This window comes from Rhizobium sp. WSM1274, assembly GCF_025200775.1.
Lineage (GTDB): Bacteria > Pseudomonadota > Alphaproteobacteria > Rhizobiales > Rhizobiaceae > Rhizobium > Rhizobium leguminosarum_I.
Genome location: NZ_CP104138.1, coordinates 876,219 through 894,440, shown reverse-complemented (window position 1 = coordinate 894,440; position 18,222 = coordinate 876,219). Strand labels below are relative to the sequence as shown.

The window sequence follows — 18,222 nt, the reverse complement described above, 5'->3', positions numbered from 1 at the left end:
CCACTTGGCTTTTACAACGAGAACGGTAATCTCCGGCTCTCTAGGCTGGGGAGCTTCCATGACTACTGAAAATACGCTGGTTATCGCGCTTCTGTTCGTCATCGTCATTCCGGTGGCGATGCTATTGTTTATGGCCTTCTGGCTCATTCAGAGGAAAAGAGCGATGCGGGCCACGGCAGCGCTTTCAGACGCCTCCGAGAAGTTGAACACGGCAATGGAGGTGGGACAAACGCTTCTCCAGGAGAAGAACACCCTCACCAGCAGGGTTACAGCCATCGAGACACGGTTCAAAGACGTTTTGGACCTTGACGTCGAGGCAGCATCGCTCAGAGCCCAAAACCAGCAGGAAGCGTCCCTCATCGAACAACTCCGTGCCTCTTATGCAGAAAAGAAAATCGTCTATGACCGACTGCTGAAGGAGGTCGCAATCTTTGATGAGAAACTGGCATTTGCCGAAATGGGCGTCTACGAGCCCCACTTCGATTATTCCGACAGCGAGGAATACAAGCAGAACATCGAGGCGGTTCGAGCAGCCCAGAAGCAAATGGTGTCCTTAAAAACCGCTGTCGTATGCCCGACTGCTTGGACTGTCGATGGCAGCACGGCCAAAGGGCAGACCATGACGAACCGGAACATCAAGTTGACGCTGCGAGCCTTCAATAACGAGTGTGACGCGGCGATTGCCAACACCCGCTGGAGCAACGCCAATGCGATGGAGAAGAGGATGGGCAACGCGCTCGTTCAGATCAACAAGCTGAATGAGTCCAATCGCATATTCATCACCGAGGAGTACGTGAACCTGAAGTTCCAGGAACTGTTTCTCACCCACGAACAACGAGAAAAACTCAAGGCAGAACGGGAGGAACGGGCTGAACTGGCAAGGGCTCAGAAAGAGGAACAGAAGTTGATACGGGACACGGAAAGGGCAGAAGAGGACGAAGCCCGTTATCAGCGTTTACTCGATAAGGCTAAAACCGAAGCTGAGAGGGCAGTGGGGCCAAAGCTCGAAGCCTTCAACGCCCAGATCGAAATGCTGGAGCGCGACCTGGCGGAAGCCCATGCCAAGGTGGAACGCGCCCAAGCGATGGCTGAAAAAACGAGATCAGGCTACGTCTATATCATCTCGAACGTTGGCTCCTTCGGCGGCGACGTGGTCAAGATCGGTTTGACCCGGCGGCTTGATCCGGCCGACCGCATCCGGGAACTCGGAGACGCCAGCGTCCCATTCGTGTTTGACACTCACGCGATCATTTACAGCGATAATGCGCCCACCCTTGAGAGGGCTTTGCACACCGAATTCGAGCCCGTTCGAGTCAATGCCCAGAATTACCGCAAGGAGTTTTTCAAGGCGACCCTGGATCAGGTAGAAGCAGCCGTGAAGCGCCTGGCACCTGACGCGCCATTCTTTAAGGACGTCGAGGCGCAGGACTACCGCGAAACGCTCGCAAAGCGGCGGTCGATTCTTCTCGCCGAGGAGACATCGCATGTTTTGCTGCCGGAGGCCATTTAGCGATTAGGCCGACCCATCTCGTCAGTTGATAACTGCAATTACAGGAATTCCGGCTTCCTCCGCAGCGCGAATGAATGCGGCACGCGCCAGCTTGGCCGGGACATTGCCTTGTATTGCATCAAGGCATGTCCTTATTGCTGCAATGTATTCCTTGCCATCGCCTGTCGGCCAAGCGGCGACAAGGGCCTCGGCAACGTCACCGAGTGATCGGACCACCCTATGTTTTTCTTTAGCGTTGATTACAAGCATCAGAGGAGCGAAGTCTTCGCTTCTTGGCCAAGCCACTATTCCGACTCTTTCCATGTTTTCGTTTCCGGATCGACGACTTGGCGAGTTCATCAGGGAGGTTTTGACTGGAACACAGCAACATTGCTAAAACCTCCCTGATGTCCTTTCAACAAGGAAGTGGAAAATTTAAGCCGGATCGTACCGACGGAAACCCCGACTTAGGTCCGACTGGTGACGTCAGGGCACGCTGCTCATATGTCATGCGAGCTATCGTGAAGACCCTTGGAGGCGCGAGACAGCAGGAGAATATGAGGTTCGGCCCGATAACCACAATCACGAAGTGCGCAGCTCGCAAGGCCACAGTTTGGCGTCGACCATCGCGACGATCGAAGCGGCGCTTTCCGCCGATCCGGATATCGACAGCAGTGCCATCGAGATCGGGATGCTCGGCCCTGTCGTCCTGCTCGAAGGCTACATAACAGATGCGGCAGACAGCGACGAATCATCGCAATTGCAGCGATGATCGTTGGCTTTGAAAACGTCCAAGACCGGATGCTGAGCCGCTTTCCCACGCAATAGTTAGCGATATTCAAACAAGCTGGGACCAAGGTCCGATTTAGCCCGGCATGAAGTCCTACTTCTGGAACACTTCCTCCATCTTTCGGTTTGGCTACGCGGCGGGACCAACCGCATCCAAGGAGGAAAACAGATGAATATCAAAGCAGTAGGAATCGCCGCTAGCATCTTGCTGGCATCGACGTCAGCTTTTGCGCAGTCGTCGACGGTCACGGGTGCAGCAGGTGGTGCCGCAACGGGCGCAGTCGTCGGCGGCCCGGTCGGTGCGGCTGTCGGCGGCATCGTCGGCGGCGTGGCAGGCAGCGTCATCGATCCGCCGCCACAGCAGGTGGTGACCTATGTTCAGCAGGCCCCCGCCCCGACCAAGCGCATCGTGGTTAAGGAGAAGGTCGTCGTCGGACAACCTCTGCCGGAGACCGTGGTCGTCACGCCAGTTCCCGATGACCCCAAATATGCATACGCGATCGTCAACGATCAGCGTGTGATCGTCGAACCTTCCTCCCGGAAGGTCATCCAGGTCATCCAATGACCTTCGGGCGGCTTCGGCCGCCCCCTATCAACAATCAGGGCACGTATGCGACGCATGAGAATGCGGGGCGGCATCGCGTGCTGGCAGATCAGCGTCTCGCCACTTGCAGGAGTGATCAATGATCTACAATGAAGATAAATCGTCCGGCGTCGCCTTTCCCGTCGTCGTCATCTTGATTGCCATGGTCGCCATTGTCGGCAGTCTGGCACTATCCCCGGGCCACCAGACATCGGCTCGGGTTTGGGTTCCTGTAGCTCGGGAGGACCTTCATATGAAGCGTCACGCTGACGGCCCGCCGAACGAGGGTTTTGGATATTCACGGGCGACCGAGTCGAGTGCACGGTCACACCGTTCGGAGGGCTAATCGACGCCATGCGCAGCGGACCATGGAGGACAAGATGATTGCCACTCGTATTTATGTTGCGGTTACGTTCCTCGGCTTCGCCACATCCAGTGCGTTTGGCGAGACCGCCCTCCCACGGGACGATACCAGATGGATATGTCGCCGTTCAGTCGAGCATCTCGCTATCGCTCCCCTTGATCAAAGCGTTGAGGTGGACGAGCAAATCCAACGAGCACAGAAGACGCTATATGGAATTGCGTCTACCAACTGCTCGGTTGTTGTGGAGACAATCGCGGAAGATTGCAAAATCACCGGAATGACGAACAACGTCGATATACAGCGCGGCAATAACCGTGACGCTTCGATTTCTGTGCGCGGCCAGATCGACATGGCGATCAAGCTCAAAACTTCGACGCAAGGTTCGAAGTAGCCTGTCGCTATCACCTGGTCACCAAGCCTTTCCAAATTGGCGTTCTGGTGATGGGGTAAGGTCCATTGGCTATTTCTGGTGGACCTCGTCGCGCAAATCTCTGTACCAAGGGTTGATTATTTCTGGTGCGCACACCAGGATACCGTCGAAATAATCGCGAAAACCAACTCTGAAATCACCCAAGAGACCAAGCCGAATGGACAGCCTCTACATATTCGATGGACATAACGACGCGATCGTATCCATGGTCGACTATAGCGCTGATGGCCGAGACTTCCTGGTTCGTTCGGCGGATGGTCATCTTGATCTGCCTCGGGCACGAGAAGGGCGCATGGCCGGTGGGCTGTTCGCAATCTTGGCCTATCCGGAGCGTGAACCGGAGAACGATCTCACCATCACCCACAATGGATATGAGGTCCGTTACGCCGAGGCCTTGGACCCGGACAATGCACGTCGACAGGTTGAGGGCCAGGTTTCTGCAATAAGAGCCTTGGTCAGCCGCTCAAATGGCCAGATGCGCCTGGCGACTTCCGTGAAGGACATCAGGGCAGCCCTGAACGCGTCGGCCTTTGCAGTCGTGCTCCACATGGAGGGAGCCGAAGCTATCGACCTCGATCTGAGCTACCTCGACACCCTGTACGATCACGGTCTTCGATCCTTAGGCTTAGTCTGGAGCCGCCCCAATATTTTCGGCTACGGCGTACCGTTTGCGTATCCCAGGTCACCTGACACCGGCCCCGGACTGACAGATGCAGGCAAGAGGCTCGTCAAGAAGTGCAACGATCTCGGGATCATGATCGACGTCTCGCATCTGAACGAGCGCGGGTTCTGGGACGTCGCGGCACTAAGCACTGCTCCGCTCGTTGCCACGCATGCTTGCGCTCACGCGATTTGTCCGTCGACCCGAAATCTGACCGACCGGCAATTGGATGCCATTAAGGACACTGATGGCGTCATCGGGCTGAACTTGGCAGTCAACGATGTTCGTCCGGACGCCAATCTCGATCCCGATACGCCGCTTGAGGTCGTTGTTCGTCATATTGAATATTTGGTCCGGCGCGTGGGGATCGACCGGGTTGCCCTGGGATCGGATTTTGACGGCGCGGCCGCGCGAGATCAAGGATGCGAGCGGTTTGCCACGCCTGATCAAAGCTATGCGCAAGGCGGGATTTGACGAGACGGACCTCCGAAAGTTCGCCCTCGACAACTGGCTTCGCGTATTTGGCCTGACGTGGAAGGACAGATAATCCTGAGATAAAGACGCCATGAGGTTTCTCGTCGTCATTGGATCAACGAGGTTAAGAAATGCCGTCTGCCTTCGAGACCGGACTGACTACCGGAAATCTCGGCGCTATTCGCGCCTGCCCGAAGTGCGACCTGCATAATCATGCCTTGCTCGGCGGTAATCGCCAATTCGTGGAAGCCCGAACCGGCCGCAACGTTGAGCCGCTTCAGGACAGGCTCAACTCGATGGCGGAAATGCACGATTGGGTAGGTCGGAATGTCGGTGCAATATTCGAAGGCTGGAAAGGACGTCTCCTTGCGTTCGAAGCGGCCTTTATCCAGGCAAGGGAAGATGGCGTGATCCGCCTGGAGGTCGGAGAAGACGTTTGGGCGATCACACTCTTCGATGGCTCCGCCGACCGATTGACCTATGCCCTCCGGCATATCCACGAAACCGTGGCACCAGAGATTGAATGGGTCCCCCAGCTAGGCATGTCACGACATTGCCCGGTCTCGGCTTTGGAGCGCTGGATCGCGCCCTTTCTTGATCTCGGCACCTATCGAACGCTTGACCATTCGGGCGATGAGTTTGCGCAGTCTATAAGCGTCTTTAAGCCGATCTACCGGAGGGCCGGTGAACGCGACCTAAGGCTGAAAGCCCATGTTGGCGAATGGGGAACTGCTGATGACGTATGGCGAGCAGTCGAAGAGCTTGAGCTGGACGAAGTGCAGCATGGAATCGCCGCCGTCGAATCTTCGGCGGTGATGGGCTTTCTAGCGGATCACCGTATCCGTCTGAATATTTGTCCGACCTCAAATGCAATGTTGGGACGGGTCAAAAGTCTTGCCTCCCATCCGATCCGACGACTCTACGATGCGGGCGTTGTCGTAACGATCAACACCGACGACGTGCTGGTATTCGGGCAAGGCGTCTCAGAGGAGTTCATGTCGCTATTTGATACCGGCCTGTTCGCTGCCGGTGAACTGGATCGGATTAGACTCAACGGCTTGCTGGATGACGATTGAAATTCGATCTGCGACAATCACCTGGAGGTCCATCTCCCCCAACATGAGAACCCCATTCCCCGCCTTAATTTTGCGGAGAGGCTCTCGTAGAAATCGTCCGCTGGCGGAGGATCGATGATGGAAAATCAATGGCTATCTCATGCGAAGCGCTTGCAGGCTATCGCCTCGACCGGGCTTCATTTTTGCAAGGATGAGTTTGACCGCGAGCGATACCAAGAAGTCGCTGATATCGCGCAAGGAATGCTGGCGGACCTCTCCAATGTGCCCATTATCCGCATCAAAGGCCTCGTGTCGGAGTTCGCCAAGGGCTACGCAACGCCGAAGGTCGATGTCCGTGGAGCTTTGATCGAAGATGGCAAGATATTGCTGGTGCGAGAAAGGTGCGACGGACGCTGGACGTTGCCCGGAGGTTTTGCCGACATAGGACGATCAGCCTCCGAAAACGTAATCAGGGAAATTCACGAAGAAGCAGGTCTCAGGGTATCCGCTACCCGCCTTTACAGTGTCCGACACAAGGCAAAGCAACCGTACGATCCAGATGCAAGGGATTTTTACAAACTGTTTTTTCTTTGTGAGCGCCAGGACGAGATGGCTCCGCAGGCGGGCCTGGAAACAAGTGAAGTTGGTTTCTTTCCGCCTGATAAGCTCCCAGACTTGTCGCGCGGACGCGTGATAGAGGGCGACATCCATGCTGGGTTCGCATTCAGCAACGGCGATCAGCAGTTCGCCACTTTTGACTAGCGGTAGTCGCGACGGACTGGCGTCCACGATCTTCATTCGGCTCTCATGATCGGCCCAGGTCGTCGGGGAGATCGAGGGCAGGCAAACCTTTAATCATGAGCGGATTGTTCTTCGATCCATTGATCATCGTCCAGCCAAGCTTTTCGTAGAAGGTGACGGCGTCCGGCGCAGCGTTCACCTCAAGACCAATCACACCGTGCTGCGCAGCGAAAGCTTCGAGCCGTTTCATCAGAACGCGTCCAAGCCCCTTGCGTTGGAACGCCGCCTTGATCGCAACCGTGCGCACCACGCCTTTGCTGTTGGCCTTCAGATCGAGACGGGCGGCTCCGACTGGTAAGTTTCCCTGCAGAAGCAAGAACGGGAAATGCCCATCCCGATGATCATCGGGATGATGCTCGTCGTACCCAGTCAACCCGCGATCTTCAAACAGCACCTGACGACGAATTGCATGATAGGCGTCCCAATGGGCATCGGCCGACACGCGCACAACTTCCAATGTGAGGCTAGCGATATCCTTCCAGAGGTAGGCTATCTGATCAAGAGTGGCCGAACCCAGCGTAGTTGGCCCTGCTGCAGATGGTAGCCCTCCTAACCGCTCAAAGAAGCTGCGATTTGGGTTTAGCCCGAGCGCCACAGCGATTAAGCCTTTGCGTCCCGACCGCTGAAGATCGCTGACCACATGCCGAAAGAGGATCGAGCCAATGTTTTGGTGTTGAAAGGCAGGAAGAATGTAGATCGCGTAAAGTTCATTCTCCTGGGGAAATTCGGGCCGCCTTGTCGGGCCGCCGCTCGCGAAGCCCACTGTGACACCATCGACCGTGGCGACATAATAGCTCGTCGTCGGCGCAGAGAACACCCGATGATGTCGCTGCTCCTGCTTTGCGTGCGACATGTTGTCCAGGAAATCGGCGGAAAGAAGACCTATGAAGGTGGATCGCCAAGCGTCGACAAACACCCGTGCCACGGCTGCGTTATCACCCTCTCCCGCCGGACGAATATCAAGAACCATCGTCAAACCTGATGACAGCCTCCATGATGCCCGAGACGGCCTCCCACAGCTTCTCCGTCTGTTCTCGCGACCTGTCAATCGAATGCGCGACATTGGTGATTACGATCTCCCTCTCAGGCATTACTGCAATCATTTGACCGTATGCACCGTGAGCGAAATACCGGAACGGCGGAAGAAACTCACGGTACTTCGAGGGGCTCTGGTTTTGGGCCTCGCCGTTGTGGCCGGTCGTCCACCACATATAGCCATAACCAGCCTCGCCGTTGAACGAGTGCGCCGCCACGCTGTCACGCACCCATTCGCGCGGAACCACCTCGACCCCTGCCCAATTGCCGTTGTTAAGATAGAGCCAGCCGAAACGCGCGAGGTCCCGCGCCGTCATGTGCATGTGATAGGCAGGATGCTTGGACTCTGATCCTCGCATATAGCTACCGTCCGACAGTTCGAAGTCCTGCATGCCAATCCGGGACGCGATATCGATCATGACCCCGTCATATACAGATCGGCCGGTCGCCTGTTCATAGATTGTGCCGAGCGCGTTGAAATCCCAGTTGTTGTAATGCCAACCACTTCCTGGTGCCTGACTTCCTCTGGGCGGTTTCGCTTCGGTCATGGCCTTCGATTCCGCCAGCGCCGGATGATAGATGCCCGACCGGGCCTGAAGTAGATGGCGGACTGTCGCCTGCCGCTCGGCTGTGGTCAGGCCTTGCACGTCGTCCATACCAAGCTGTTCCATCGTCGCGTCGAGCCGAATAGAACCGCGCTCGACCTCGATGCCGATCAGCGAACTCAATATACTCTTGCGCACGGAACGGATGAGCACTTTCTCGTCAATTGCTCCCACGCCGAAAACAAGGCGGCCCTTGTGAATGACGACGGTGCCAATTGAACCGAAAGCTACCAGCCCTTCCGCCGCGCGGGACAAAAGATCAGATTGCCTTGGTGCGGGGACGGCACGCTCCCACTCACCGTCCGGAAAAACCCCCTCACTCATCGACGATCTTCCATGGCCAGCAGGAGACTATCGGCAAACAAGGTGACGGCATCACGATCCGACAGCACCCACTTCCGGCCTGTAAATGCGGCGTACAATTGCGCGTGCGCGTCAAACGAATTCCAGTTGTTGGTTCGTGTCCTGTATTCTGCCGCCCATTTGAGAAGGCCGATAAACTGCGTCTGGGTCCCACCGCCCTCAATGCCTCTCTCCTTAACGTTAGCGATACATGCCTCTTCGGGTAGATCGAGCCAGATCAACGCCGTCACGCGATTGAGGGCTAGGTTCACTAACTGGCCATAGACCCCCTCCATGATCCAGCGATCCTCAGCAGCTGCAGCTACGACCATCTCGTCTCTAAGCGTCCTGTCACGAGCAGTCCCATAGCCGCCCGGCTCCCAGTGGATATCGTCGAGGTGAGTGATGGGGTGGCGAAGCTGTTCACCGAGGCGGCTGGCGAGCCACGTCTTGCCCGAGCCACCGTTCCCCATGATGAGAACCCGCTCGAAAGTAGTTGATGCGTTAGCGAAATCCATTACGACTCGGTCGCTCCGGGTGACAACTTTGGAGAATCCTAACGGGAATTTTTCGTCATGTTCAAATCAAAAGAAACAAGCATGGGGCTATGAGACGCCGTCCATATGCAGGAGTCTCATTGTCGTCGCTGCCCCTGCGCCTCAATATCCCTTTCTGTTTGTGCTCCGGTGATCGTTCACGATCTTCTCGCGGTAGATATCGCCCAACCTGGCATTCTTCCGCCACTGACGCGCCTTTTGGAGCGGGATATCGTACAGCGGATCACCCCGGTTTATATCTGCTACGGCAAAGCCCTGTTCTGGAGACGCAGGGCACCTAGCCACCCAATTACCGTCTGGACCGATAATGCAGGCGGGTCCCTTATGGGCTTTTTGCACTTGGGTCGCACCGCTAATCCAGATGCAGTTTAGTCCCGCATGAGCCCGGAGTGCGATCTGAAAGTTTTCGGGAATGCCCAGTGATGAAAAAAGGACGCCATCGACCTGAAGGCGCTCATACTCGCTGAAAACTTCCGGAAACTGCGACTCAATGCAGATCGCGCAGCCAAACCGATATCCGTCGACGTCAAAGGTAACTGGTTCCGTTCCGGGTGTGTACCAACCCTCAAGTTCCGAGTTTGACAGAAACCTCTTATCGTACCTCGTGAGCAGAGCCCCGGTATCGGAGAAGACATAAAGGCAGTTATGAGGCGGGTGGCCATCAGACAGTCGATGGGCTCCACCGACAACAACAAAGATGCGATGGCGGGCGCAAAGTTCAGCTATGGCCCGAAGCTCGGTTTCCTGCGATGCCCAGTCGAACGTTTTCCAATCTTCCTGCCTCACGATCTGAAACTTTCCATATCCGGACAGAGCGCCTTCGCAGAAGTTGATAAGCCGCACCCCCTCGCCCGCCGCGCTTGAAACCAGCGTACGAATTGCCTGTCCATTGTCCGCAATATTTGGCGCAACAACAGTTTGTGCTGCAGCAATTTTCATTTCGGCTCCCCTCGTTGCCGACTCATATTCTTCACGGAATTAGGCGGCTGCGACACCCTCAATTGTAGGTGCCCGTCGGTTCGCAGCAATACGACCGGCGTCTGTTGGCCATTACGGGCCACGAAACGACGGCCCGCGTTCAACCTGTGCGCATCCGGTTGCTTTGCACCTTTTAGCTGCTAACTTCACAGCTACAATCCGGTCATATCTGTTGAGTGATCGAGGATGCAGGTCAGGATATTGAATTGGCAAACCATTCGCAGGTCGACCTTGCAGGAGAGGTGCAAGGAACACTAGTCATCCCTGATCGGCCAAACGAATGGGGCATTCTTGTGCTTTCCGGATCAAGCGGTCGCGTAGAAGTCGGACGTGCTCTGCTTTTTGCCAATCTTGGCGTCACGTCGCTGGCATTGCGCTGGTTCGGTGGTGAAGGCCAGCCTCCAGGGATTTGCGAAGTCCCGCTGGAAACGTTCACCCTTGCGGTTGACGGCCTCCGACGACATCGCTGCAAAAGAATTGCAATAATCGGAACATCGAAAGGCGCGGAAGCGGCCCTGCTCACGGCCGTCCACGACAAACGCGTCGAAGCTGTCTTCGCAATTAGCCCGACCTCAGTCATCTGGGGTAATATCGGCCCCGGCCACGATGGTGTCGCCTGGCCGGAGCGCTCATCGTGGACCTGGAACGGCACGCCCCTACCATTCGTGCCTGCTGATCCTTCTTGGCAACCCAAATATCAGGATGGGCTGATTTCGTATCGAGGGTTGTTCGAGCGATGTCTCGAACAGTTTCCCGACGATGTCCCGGCAGCGACCATTCCCGTTGAATTGACCGCCGCTCGCCTCGTTGTAATCGCGGGTGGACGCGACGCTCTCTGGCCGTCAGACGTTTTCGCGCAGTCGATTATTCAACGACGGCAGATGTTCGGCATGCAAGCAGACCTGATCTATGACCCTGGGGCGGGACATCGGGTTCTGTTGCCGGGCGAGACGACGCCTAAGTCGGCGCTTCACGCCCATGGAGGAAATGACGAGGCCGATGCAAGGCTCGGCAAGGCAGCGTGGGCGGTGATTACAAAGGTGCTGCGGTCCTGAATACCAGTACGCCCGCAACTACATGTCGGAATTGCAAGGTGTCCAACCGATTGCTGCCGCCCAACGATCCGCACGACGAATGATATGCCAAAGGTGATCGTCCTTGCCTGATGTGTAAGCAGCTCTATCGTTTCGAAAGCGCTCGGCTAGGCTTCGCTTCAAGGCAGCGTAAGGTTCGTGCTCGTCCACATGCTGGCGCATGTAATCTCGGAACAGCAATGGCCATTGCTCGTGCCAACTTCCTAGACGCCGAACGTGAACGTGGGTGCGTTCCTGGCCTGGAGCTTCCCGAAAATATCGCTTTGTCAGCTCCGCGTTAGAAGATCGCCAGACATAGCCGATGGATTCCAGAGGTTCGATCAGACCATCCATAGGATCGAAGTCATCAACTGACACCTGAATGTCGACGATCGGCTTGGCAGCCAGGCCCCAAATGGCAGTCGATCCGATATGATCTATGCGCTTCGCGCGAGTGCCGAGTGCCTCCCGGATCGTTGCCGCCTTCACTCGGAATTTTTCGGCCCATTCGGCGGACCAGTCACATATCTCGATCAGCTCATTCGATGTCACTGGATGCTCCAACCATGGTGTCGTGGAGATGTTTAGTGGTCCATACGAGGCAATCCGTCGCCCAGCGTTCCATTGCCGCATCGCCGATGCGCGACCCTTGCGCAACGAGAATTCGTTGGCGTTGCAAGATGAAATCGACAATTCGCGCCAAATCCACGTCGGGGTCATAGGCATTGCAGAACGTGGTCAACCGGCGCAGCTGTAAATCAGCTTCGATATCGTCGTCACCGAGATTAAGCCACGTCCATGCTGCATAGCCAAGATCGTGCAGCCGAGGTCCAGGTGATGCGCTGTCGAAGTCGATGATTGCCAGCGGGCGTCCTGAACGAAACACGAAATTACAAGGCGACAGGTCGTTGTGACATACTACTTCGAGGCCAAGGCCCTGGGCAGCGGCTGACGCAACAAGTCCCTCCGTCATATCGTGATATCGGCGTATCAACCGGGCTGCGTCGATCAGGACATCTTCGCTATGCCAGGAAAGGTCCGCTGGTACCTCACCTCCAATGTACGAGAAAACGTCGCGCCCGAATTCGTCACAACCGTATGAGCGCGGGGCAGCGTCAAAGTTCAACGCAGCAAGGTGCTGAAGAAGTTTGTGGACGAACGGCGAGTTGAAGGTCGGCGGACGTCGAACAGTATCACCCGCACGCACGACACCTTTGCTCACTCGGCCACCACTCAGGGGAAATTCGGCTTCCATCGGTCCTGCTCACCCTCCGCAGCATCGCTCCGTTGGGAGCGAGCACATCAGTATTGACAACCTGGCATATTTCTACCAGGGGTAGATAATTCAGTCACCCGATAGGTATCCTATGTTGCCTTTGCACTCTCTTGGCGAGCGCATTGTTGTTCTCGGCCCTTCTAATGCGGGCAAGTCTACGTTGGCGGTCGCCATTTCCAAAAAACTCGGCCTTCCGGCCGTGCATCTCGATCAACTTCAACATCTTCCCCAGACAGACTGGCGGGCACGCACAGAGGCGGAGTTCGCCGCTCTTCATGATGCGGCAATCCTTGGCGACCGGTGGATTATGGAAGGGAACTACTCGCGCCTGATGCCGCAACGTTTAGCCCGAGCCACTGGTGCTATTCTTATAACTTCAAATCGCTGGCTACGCTTTTCCCGCTACCTCAAGCGCACTCTTATCAACCGTTCGGGACGTGCAGGACATCTGGAAGGTGCCAAGGACAGCATCAAATGGGAGATGATCCATTGGATTCTGGTTAAGAGCCGCAACAGTGACGTCAAGTATTCGAAGGCTCTTCATGAATCCGGTCTACCGACTGTGGAATGCCATACGGCGGCGGCCCTCAACAATCTCTATGAGGTTTGGGATTTACCCGCCCGACCGTAAGAGATTGCGAATATCGCAATTGGGACCTGACCGGACATCAGATGGGGCCCGCGTCATTGATGACGTCGCCGAGTTTGACTTCCCGCCCAGTACCCCGTTCAAGTTGACTAACATCGCAACCCCAGTCCGCAGCTTCGTCCCACGACTTATGGCGCGGTCGCTGCCTACTATGCCAACGCTGCTGCCAGGGTTTGCCGATGATTGAGCATCCAGGAGGCACTTCTGGTGCGCCAGGTGATTGCCCATAGCGGTTCCGCATCGTTCGACTCTGGCGTCACAGCCGCCTCTTTCGCCTGCTCGGCCGCATCGTGAACTGCGAACGTGATTAGCTTGTCGACGAAGCCGCCGCGTTGCTTCCGAGACAGACCATAGCCATCTAGCAGCAGGCGAACTTGACGCGCTCTCTTGCCCACAGAGCCTAGTCCGACCCTCTCCGCAATGTCGTCATCGTAGAGCTGGGCATTCAGCCAACAAGCCTGGGCCAATTCGATATCCGCCCTGACAGGCCCAGCCACCTCCCAATCTATCAACCCGACAGGCAATCCTGAGCGGCAAACAATATTCCAGGGGCCGGTATCGCAGTGTCCGATTACGTGTGGACCGTCACCGAGGTTACGCCCGAACCAATCGCGCCACAGCGAGTTTTCGGGAGGTTTGAACGAAGCGGTGGCATCGTGCAGTCGCCGCAACATCATTCCAAGTTGCGGAAAAGACTCGTCTGACCAAGGGGCCGGGTGAACAAACTCACCTTCGATAAACGATAATGTCTCCCGGCCGCGCTCATCGAAACCGGTGCCAGCAACAGAGGGAGCTTCAGTGAAGCCGGAGGATTCCAAATGCCGCAGGAGTGAAATAACCGTTGACGACCAGGGGCCGCCTTCGCGGAAAACCACACCTCCCCGCCGTGTCACCGTCGTTCGTCCGCCACCTGTCAAACAAATCTCCTCCTCCATGTCACCCATCAAGCTCCAGTGGCTCGCCATGCGTGCGAAATGAACGCTGCTCTGCTTTCCCCGCATTTCATGGTTCTTTGCGATCACGAGTAGCAGACGCCCCGAAATGCATAGGAGCTTTACGGCATTGAGCGGACGAGCTTCTCGGCGGCTTTCCGCAATCAGGAGACAAACGCAACCGCTAAGCATTAGCAGCCGGTGGCCGCCTTCGCTCCTGTATAGCCTTTTCAATCTCGCCATCATGCCAGGCCTGCGGAAACTCGATCTTCCAAATGAGTCGGCGCAACTCCTCCGGAGCGATATCCCGATATCCCAGTTCCTCTAAACGCAGCAAAAGAAGCAGGTGGTTCGTATTCACGACCAGCCGCGCATAGGTACTGACATCGTGAAGAACCGGCCGCATAGCGGCATAGGAGTTAAACCCGAGGACGCAGCAATCGCCTCATCGAGGTGCGAAGACCGCACATGCGGATACCCGCTACGCAGAGCCTTTTTCAGAGCAGAAACATTCGATGGAGAGAACCTAACGGAAGCGTTCAGCATAAGACGATCCAATGTTCTTGTCGAAGTCCGCCGATTACGCTTCGACCTTGATGAACTTGGTCGTCAAATAATGCTCATTTGCCCTTCAACCCGGCAGCAAGTTTGGATGGGCATCCAAATATCAATGGTAACCTTTCGGTGCTTTCTACTCAAGAGGTAAGGGGGTTCCAATAGCGCCTCCTTACGGTCCACTTCCATCCACTTCCCGTCCAGAATTCGGTGTCCACCCGCCGCACGCAGTCAGTTTTCGGCATGTCAACGCAGCCATCCCTTTTGGCAAGGCTAACTGCTGCCCGCACTACTGCAGCACAAATCCCCACGCTGACGGATCGAGGTATTCGCGAGGCGGCTGCATTTCGTCGATGTCGACGGGTCGACGCGTAAACGCCACCGTGTCGAAGCTCTCCACTGCGCTCCAGCCGGACCAGTGGTCGTCCTTCAACGGAATACCGTCGGACGTGATGCACTGCTTCTGACTTGCATCGGCCATATTCGGCGTTAGGTCATACCATGTGCAATTCTCGCCAAGAAACTGGCCCTGCTCGCCCAGATTTTCCATTCCAGTTTGGCTGCTGAATTGATCGAAGGGACGCTTCGGGTCCAGCGAAGAGCGACCACCGACAATTCTGCGTTCCCGCTTCGATGAGGAATAGGAAATTCCCTGGTTCTCAAGCTCATTCCAAACTTCGATCCCGATCGACCCGTCCTTGCCATCACGCTGGCGAAACCACCATGGATAATGTCGCAACAGCCTCACCTCAGAGGTCTTGTCTATCGACGGATTGTCAGACGGCCTCGCAACCAATTTCGCCTCGAAGTCGACAGCACTTGGAGGGTGATCCGGGTAGGTACGCAGCGGCTTGAGCCACGTGCTTGCGTCAAAAAGCTGTCTTGGCGGCAACACGTCGGCCTCCGGAACCGGACCTCGCTTGATCTCGGTCAGACGCGCCTCGGACATCAATTTACCCTTGGAAAAGAGAACCTTGGTTGCGACCTCTATTCCGTCGCTGGTCAAGCAGGTCATCCAAATCGGCCTTTCCGCCGGTGGCTTACGAACTATTTCCCACCAGCGGCACTCTTCGCCGCCCACTGTCTCCACATCGTTCGTTTCCTTGACCTGCTTGATGCCGAGGTAGTCAAACGACGGCTCGACTTGCCTGATATTGAAGCGATTGATCTCCTCTCCATCTTTCTTGCCTGTTGACAAAACAACGTTCTGAAAGAAGTGCCCATACCAGATATGTGCCTCGTCACCTTGTGTCTCCTCGACATGCGTCCAGCCGTTGTGATGCTGCACGACCCGCCAGTTGTCCTTCCCATCTAATGTGTCGTGCACAACCAGCTTCGCGGTGTAGTCGGGGACGTTCGTGTTGGGGAAAAACGGAAGCCCGCTCGCATGCGCGGTGGCGGTCGAAAGGCCAACCGCAAGGAAGACGATCAATCGATTCATGAATGCACCCCTGTCATAAACGCCTGCACATCTTCCGGTAGCATTCGGCGCAGCTTCTGACAACCGACGTGCCCTGCAATCCCGAGTACCGGGTCATTGGCAATCTCCAACCCGCCCCTGGTCGCTTGGTAGGTAAGGGCTACTCCTGGTTCGCCGAGTGGAGCGAGTTCGTGCTGACGCAGATACGATATACCGGAATTTTCTACCGGCGGACGATGTCGATGAAGATGGGCGGTCGACGGGAATGCCCGACAGGCGCTATGGTGGCGAACCCGTGATCACTAAATGGGAGCATCAAATGCCAAGCCTCGCCCAAATGACCGGATCATTGCATATTCATCAGTTCTATATCGGCAAGTTGAAAGCTAAACAGGAACAGCTTTTTGACAGCGATCCCGAATTGGCGATGCTTCTCGACAATGTGGCTGCCGTTCTGTCCGAGCACGCCGACGTCCTGGCTGGCGACATAGCTGACATGGAATGCGATGATTGGTAGCGCGTGGCAGCCATTGGGCCACTCAGTCTCTTGGATAGAATTCTATGGACAGAGACGTCTATGGAGCGCGAAAGGCCAGAGCCTCGTCTGCGCCGCAGCACGTCGAAAGACCATTTCCGATGATCAAGCCTGAACTCGCATTCGCCATCATACTTATGAGCAACTTCGCAGCTCCGCTCGTGGCTTTTATCGCTGGCCGCACATGGCCACGTTGCTGGAAGACATTGCATTTTTTCGCGGTGATCTGGATCGTTCTGTCAGTATACGTATGCGACAGAGTTACATTCACGCCAGACATCGCCGATGTGGGCGACGACTCTTATGACGGACTAGATCAGTTTATAGTCGTTGTCACGATCTTCTTGCAGCAGCTAGCCATTCTAGTGACCTATCTAGCTTGGTATGTGTGCAGCGCATTTGTTAAGTGGCAGCGGGCATCTCGAAGAGAAGCAGGACCCTTCGTGGAATAACAATCAACGTCGCTACCCGCTGGGGCGATAATGCTGATCAGTGGGTTCTAAATCGGGCATCATGTGCTTGCGCCCAGACACGACGGTTGGCCAAGCACATCAATTTCGACGCTCGGGTAAGTTTTCTCTTTCACCAATTGAAGGGCTTTCACGTTGCCTTCGATAGGCAACAACCCAGCATCGCCGGGGAGCGCTGGCAACTGTTCCTCGGCCGAGAACCTGAACAATGTGATGTGAGCTATTCGCGGCGGCTTTGGACGCCAATCTTCGAACCAGACGGCATCCGAAATAGCTGAGCGAAGCCGTTGCAGCTCTGGCGGCTCGGGTGCCTTTACGAAGATTGCCGCTTCCGAAGCCTGCACCTCCTGAAAACTGAGATCAATCGGTGGCGTTTCTTTGACCAGTCTCTCCACGATCCCTTTCCATCGCTCTTCGTTCAGCTTCCAAACCTCGTCGTTTGGTATACTGAATTGCGCCACTGCATTATCAAAGTGACGACCGTCATGTGCAGGCTCGTAGCTGGGACGCGCAGCAGCGGCCCATCGCACTCGCGCTCGATGCGGTCCTGCAAGCCACAGAGCTTTGATAGCGTCTCGCGGTCGGGAAAAAACTGCAAATGAAATGCGCAGCAACGCTTGAACCACAGCAGGTCGACCTTAGTTGTGATCACAGCAACATTCCCCCGGTGGAGAATGTCTCAGTGGACAGCGGCACAATTCGCAACCGAGATCGTTCTCGAAGGATCAGACTTGGCATTGTCTCCCCGCAATGTACTTGGATGCCTATGTTATGGCCCCATCGGCCTGAAGACTTAGCGCAAATGCAGCTGCAGGAACCTTCTGGCTTTGATGAAGCTCCACGTCAGAGCGGCGTTCTTGTGCGGACCATTGTCATCGAGAATATCGTCCACGGAGTAAAATAGCAGTTCAGACGCTTCATCTCGGTCAGCTGCCCCATCTGCGCCCGACACGATATCCGCAGCCGTGGATTTGCTCGGCATCAGCAGGAACAGTTCCGGGTGGCAGAAGACCGGATCATAGGCCAGACCGACGGCAACCGCTTCAGATCGAGCTACATCACCAACGGCGATTTCCTCCTCCACTTCGCGGGCAATCTCGTTGAAGAGGTCTACGGGACCGTCGCTCTCACCTGGCTCGGCGTACCCCC

18 protein-coding genes and 3 pseudogenes are annotated in these 18,222 nt (G+C 56.0%); 10 read left to right on the top strand and 11 right to left on the bottom strand.

Features of this window, described 5'->3' with window-relative positions:
• Positions 1–58: 58 nt before the first annotated feature.
• Positions 59–1,510, top strand: coding sequence for a DUF4041 domain-containing protein (locus N2600_RS04295; RefSeq protein WP_260298130.1), 1,452 nt, complete (start codon positions 59–61; stop codon positions 1,508–1,510).
• A gap of 21 nt (positions 1,511–1,531) precedes the next feature.
• Here N2600_RS04295 and N2600_RS04290 read toward each other — a convergent pair whose 3' ends face one another.
• On the bottom strand, positions 1,532–1,813 hold the full coding sequence (locus N2600_RS04290) for a DUF982 domain-containing protein (RefSeq protein WP_260298128.1): 282 nt from the start codon (positions 1,811–1,813) through the stop codon (positions 1,532–1,534).
• Between the two features lie 265 nt (positions 1,814–2,078).
• On the opposite strand from N2600_RS04290, the pseudogene N2600_RS04285 reads away from it, so the two are divergent.
• The 6 genes and pseudogenes from N2600_RS04285 (at position 2,079) to N2600_RS04260 (ending at position 6,607) form a co-directional block, all read left to right on the top strand.
• A pseudogene (locus N2600_RS04285) lies at positions 2,079–2,317 on the top strand (BON domain-containing protein).
• Between the two features lie 130 nt (positions 2,318–2,447).
• Entirely contained in the window at positions 2,448–2,843 is a 396-nt protein-coding gene (locus N2600_RS04280) for a DUF1236 domain-containing protein (RefSeq protein ID WP_260298126.1), read from the top strand.
• Between the two features lie 398 nt (positions 2,844–3,241).
• Complete coding sequence (locus N2600_RS04275) at positions 3,242–3,616, top strand: hypothetical protein (protein WP_260298124.1); 375 nt, start codon at positions 3,242–3,244, stop codon at positions 3,614–3,616.
• Between the two features lie 196 nt (positions 3,617–3,812).
• A pseudogene (locus N2600_RS04270) lies at positions 3,813–4,779 on the top strand (dipeptidase); the annotation flags it as partial.
• Between the two features lie 142 nt (positions 4,780–4,921).
• Positions 4,922–5,866, top strand: a complete 945-nt coding sequence (locus tag N2600_RS04265; protein ID WP_260298122.1) for a hypothetical protein — start codon at positions 4,922–4,924, stop codon at positions 5,864–5,866.
• Positions 5,867–5,980: 114 nt separating this feature from the next.
• On the top strand, positions 5,981–6,607 hold the full coding sequence (locus N2600_RS04260) for an NUDIX hydrolase (protein WP_260298120.1): 627 nt from the start codon (positions 5,981–5,983) through the stop codon (positions 6,605–6,607).
• A gap of 43 nt (positions 6,608–6,650) precedes the next feature.
• Here N2600_RS04260 and N2600_RS34425 read toward each other — a convergent pair whose 3' ends face one another.
• From N2600_RS34425 to N2600_RS04235, 4 genes are all read right to left on the bottom strand, one after another.
• Positions 6,651–7,616: a GNAT family N-acetyltransferase gene (locus N2600_RS34425; protein WP_311319297.1), complete on the bottom strand. Its 966-nt coding sequence runs from the start codon at positions 7,614–7,616 to the stop codon at positions 6,651–6,653.
• Positions 7,606–8,610: a serine hydrolase domain-containing protein gene (locus tag N2600_RS04245; protein ID WP_260298119.1), complete on the bottom strand. Its 1,005-nt coding sequence runs from the start codon at positions 8,608–8,610 to the stop codon at positions 7,606–7,608. Before N2600_RS04245 ends, N2600_RS34425 begins: the two co-directional genes overlap by 11 nt.
• Positions 8,607–9,146, bottom strand: a complete 540-nt coding sequence (locus tag N2600_RS04240; protein ID WP_260298118.1) for an AAA family ATPase — start codon at positions 9,144–9,146, stop codon at positions 8,607–8,609. The genes N2600_RS04245 and N2600_RS04240 overlap by 4 nt, the downstream gene beginning before the upstream one ends.
• A gap of 141 nt (positions 9,147–9,287) precedes the next feature.
• Entirely contained in the window at positions 9,288–10,124 is an 837-nt protein-coding gene (locus N2600_RS04235; RefSeq protein ID WP_260298117.1) for a carbon-nitrogen hydrolase family protein, read from the bottom strand.
• Positions 10,125–10,339: 215 nt separating this feature from the next.
• On the opposite strand from N2600_RS04235, the gene N2600_RS04230 reads away from it, so the two are divergent.
• Positions 10,340–11,218 (top strand): acyl-CoA thioester hydrolase/BAAT C-terminal domain-containing protein, encoded by an 879-nt coding sequence (locus tag N2600_RS04230; RefSeq protein ID WP_445944936.1) that lies wholly within the window; start codon positions 10,340–10,342, stop codon positions 11,216–11,218.
• 18 nt (positions 11,219–11,236) lie between these two features.
• Here the strand turns inward: N2600_RS04230 and N2600_RS04225 are convergent, their stop codons facing one another.
• The gene (locus tag N2600_RS04225; RefSeq protein WP_260298116.1) at positions 11,237–11,788 is read right to left on the bottom strand and encodes a GrpB family protein; all 552 of its coding nucleotides are present in this window, start codon (positions 11,786–11,788) and stop codon (positions 11,237–11,239) included.
• On the bottom strand, positions 11,775–12,491 hold the full coding sequence (locus N2600_RS04220) for a phosphotransferase (protein ID WP_260298115.1): 717 nt from the start codon (positions 12,489–12,491) through the stop codon (positions 11,775–11,777). The genes N2600_RS04225 and N2600_RS04220 overlap by 14 nt, the downstream gene beginning before the upstream one ends.
• 112 nt (positions 12,492–12,603) lie before the next feature.
• Between N2600_RS04220 and N2600_RS04215 the strand changes: the two genes are divergently transcribed.
• A complete protein-coding gene (locus N2600_RS04215) occupies positions 12,604–13,143 on the top strand; it encodes an AAA family ATPase (protein ID WP_260298114.1) in 540 nt (179 codons plus the stop codon).
• A 167-nt stretch (positions 13,144–13,310) separates the two neighbouring features.
• Here the strand turns inward: N2600_RS04215 and N2600_RS04210 are convergent, their stop codons facing one another.
• Together N2600_RS04210 and N2600_RS04205 are read right to left on the bottom strand one after the other, a co-directional pair.
• Positions 13,311–14,183, bottom strand: a complete 873-nt coding sequence (locus N2600_RS04210) for an aminoglycoside phosphotransferase family protein (protein ID WP_260298113.1) — start codon at positions 14,181–14,183, stop codon at positions 13,311–13,313.
• 754 nt (positions 14,184–14,937) lie between these two features.
• Positions 14,938–16,089 carry a hypothetical protein gene (locus N2600_RS04205; protein ID WP_260298112.1) on the bottom strand — a complete coding sequence of 384 codons (1,152 nt, stop codon included), beginning with the start codon at positions 16,087–16,089 and terminating at the stop codon, positions 14,938–14,940.
• A gap of 244 nt (positions 16,090–16,333) precedes the next feature.
• On the opposite strand from N2600_RS04205, the gene N2600_RS04200 reads away from it, so the two are divergent.
• The gene (locus N2600_RS04200; protein ID WP_260298111.1) at positions 16,334–16,585 is read left to right on the top strand and encodes a hypothetical protein; all 252 of its coding nucleotides are present in this window, start codon (positions 16,334–16,336) and stop codon (positions 16,583–16,585) included.
• A gap of 529 nt (positions 16,586–17,114) precedes the next feature.
• Here N2600_RS04200 and N2600_RS04195 read toward each other — a convergent pair.
• Positions 17,115–17,725, bottom strand: a pseudogene (locus N2600_RS04195) (2'-5' RNA ligase family protein).
• Positions 17,726–17,866: 141 nt separating this feature from the next.
• On the bottom strand, positions 17,867–18,157 hold the full coding sequence (locus N2600_RS04190) for a hypothetical protein (RefSeq protein ID WP_260298110.1): 291 nt from the start codon (positions 18,155–18,157) through the stop codon (positions 17,867–17,869).
• Between the last annotated feature and the right edge of the window lie 65 nt (positions 18,158–18,222).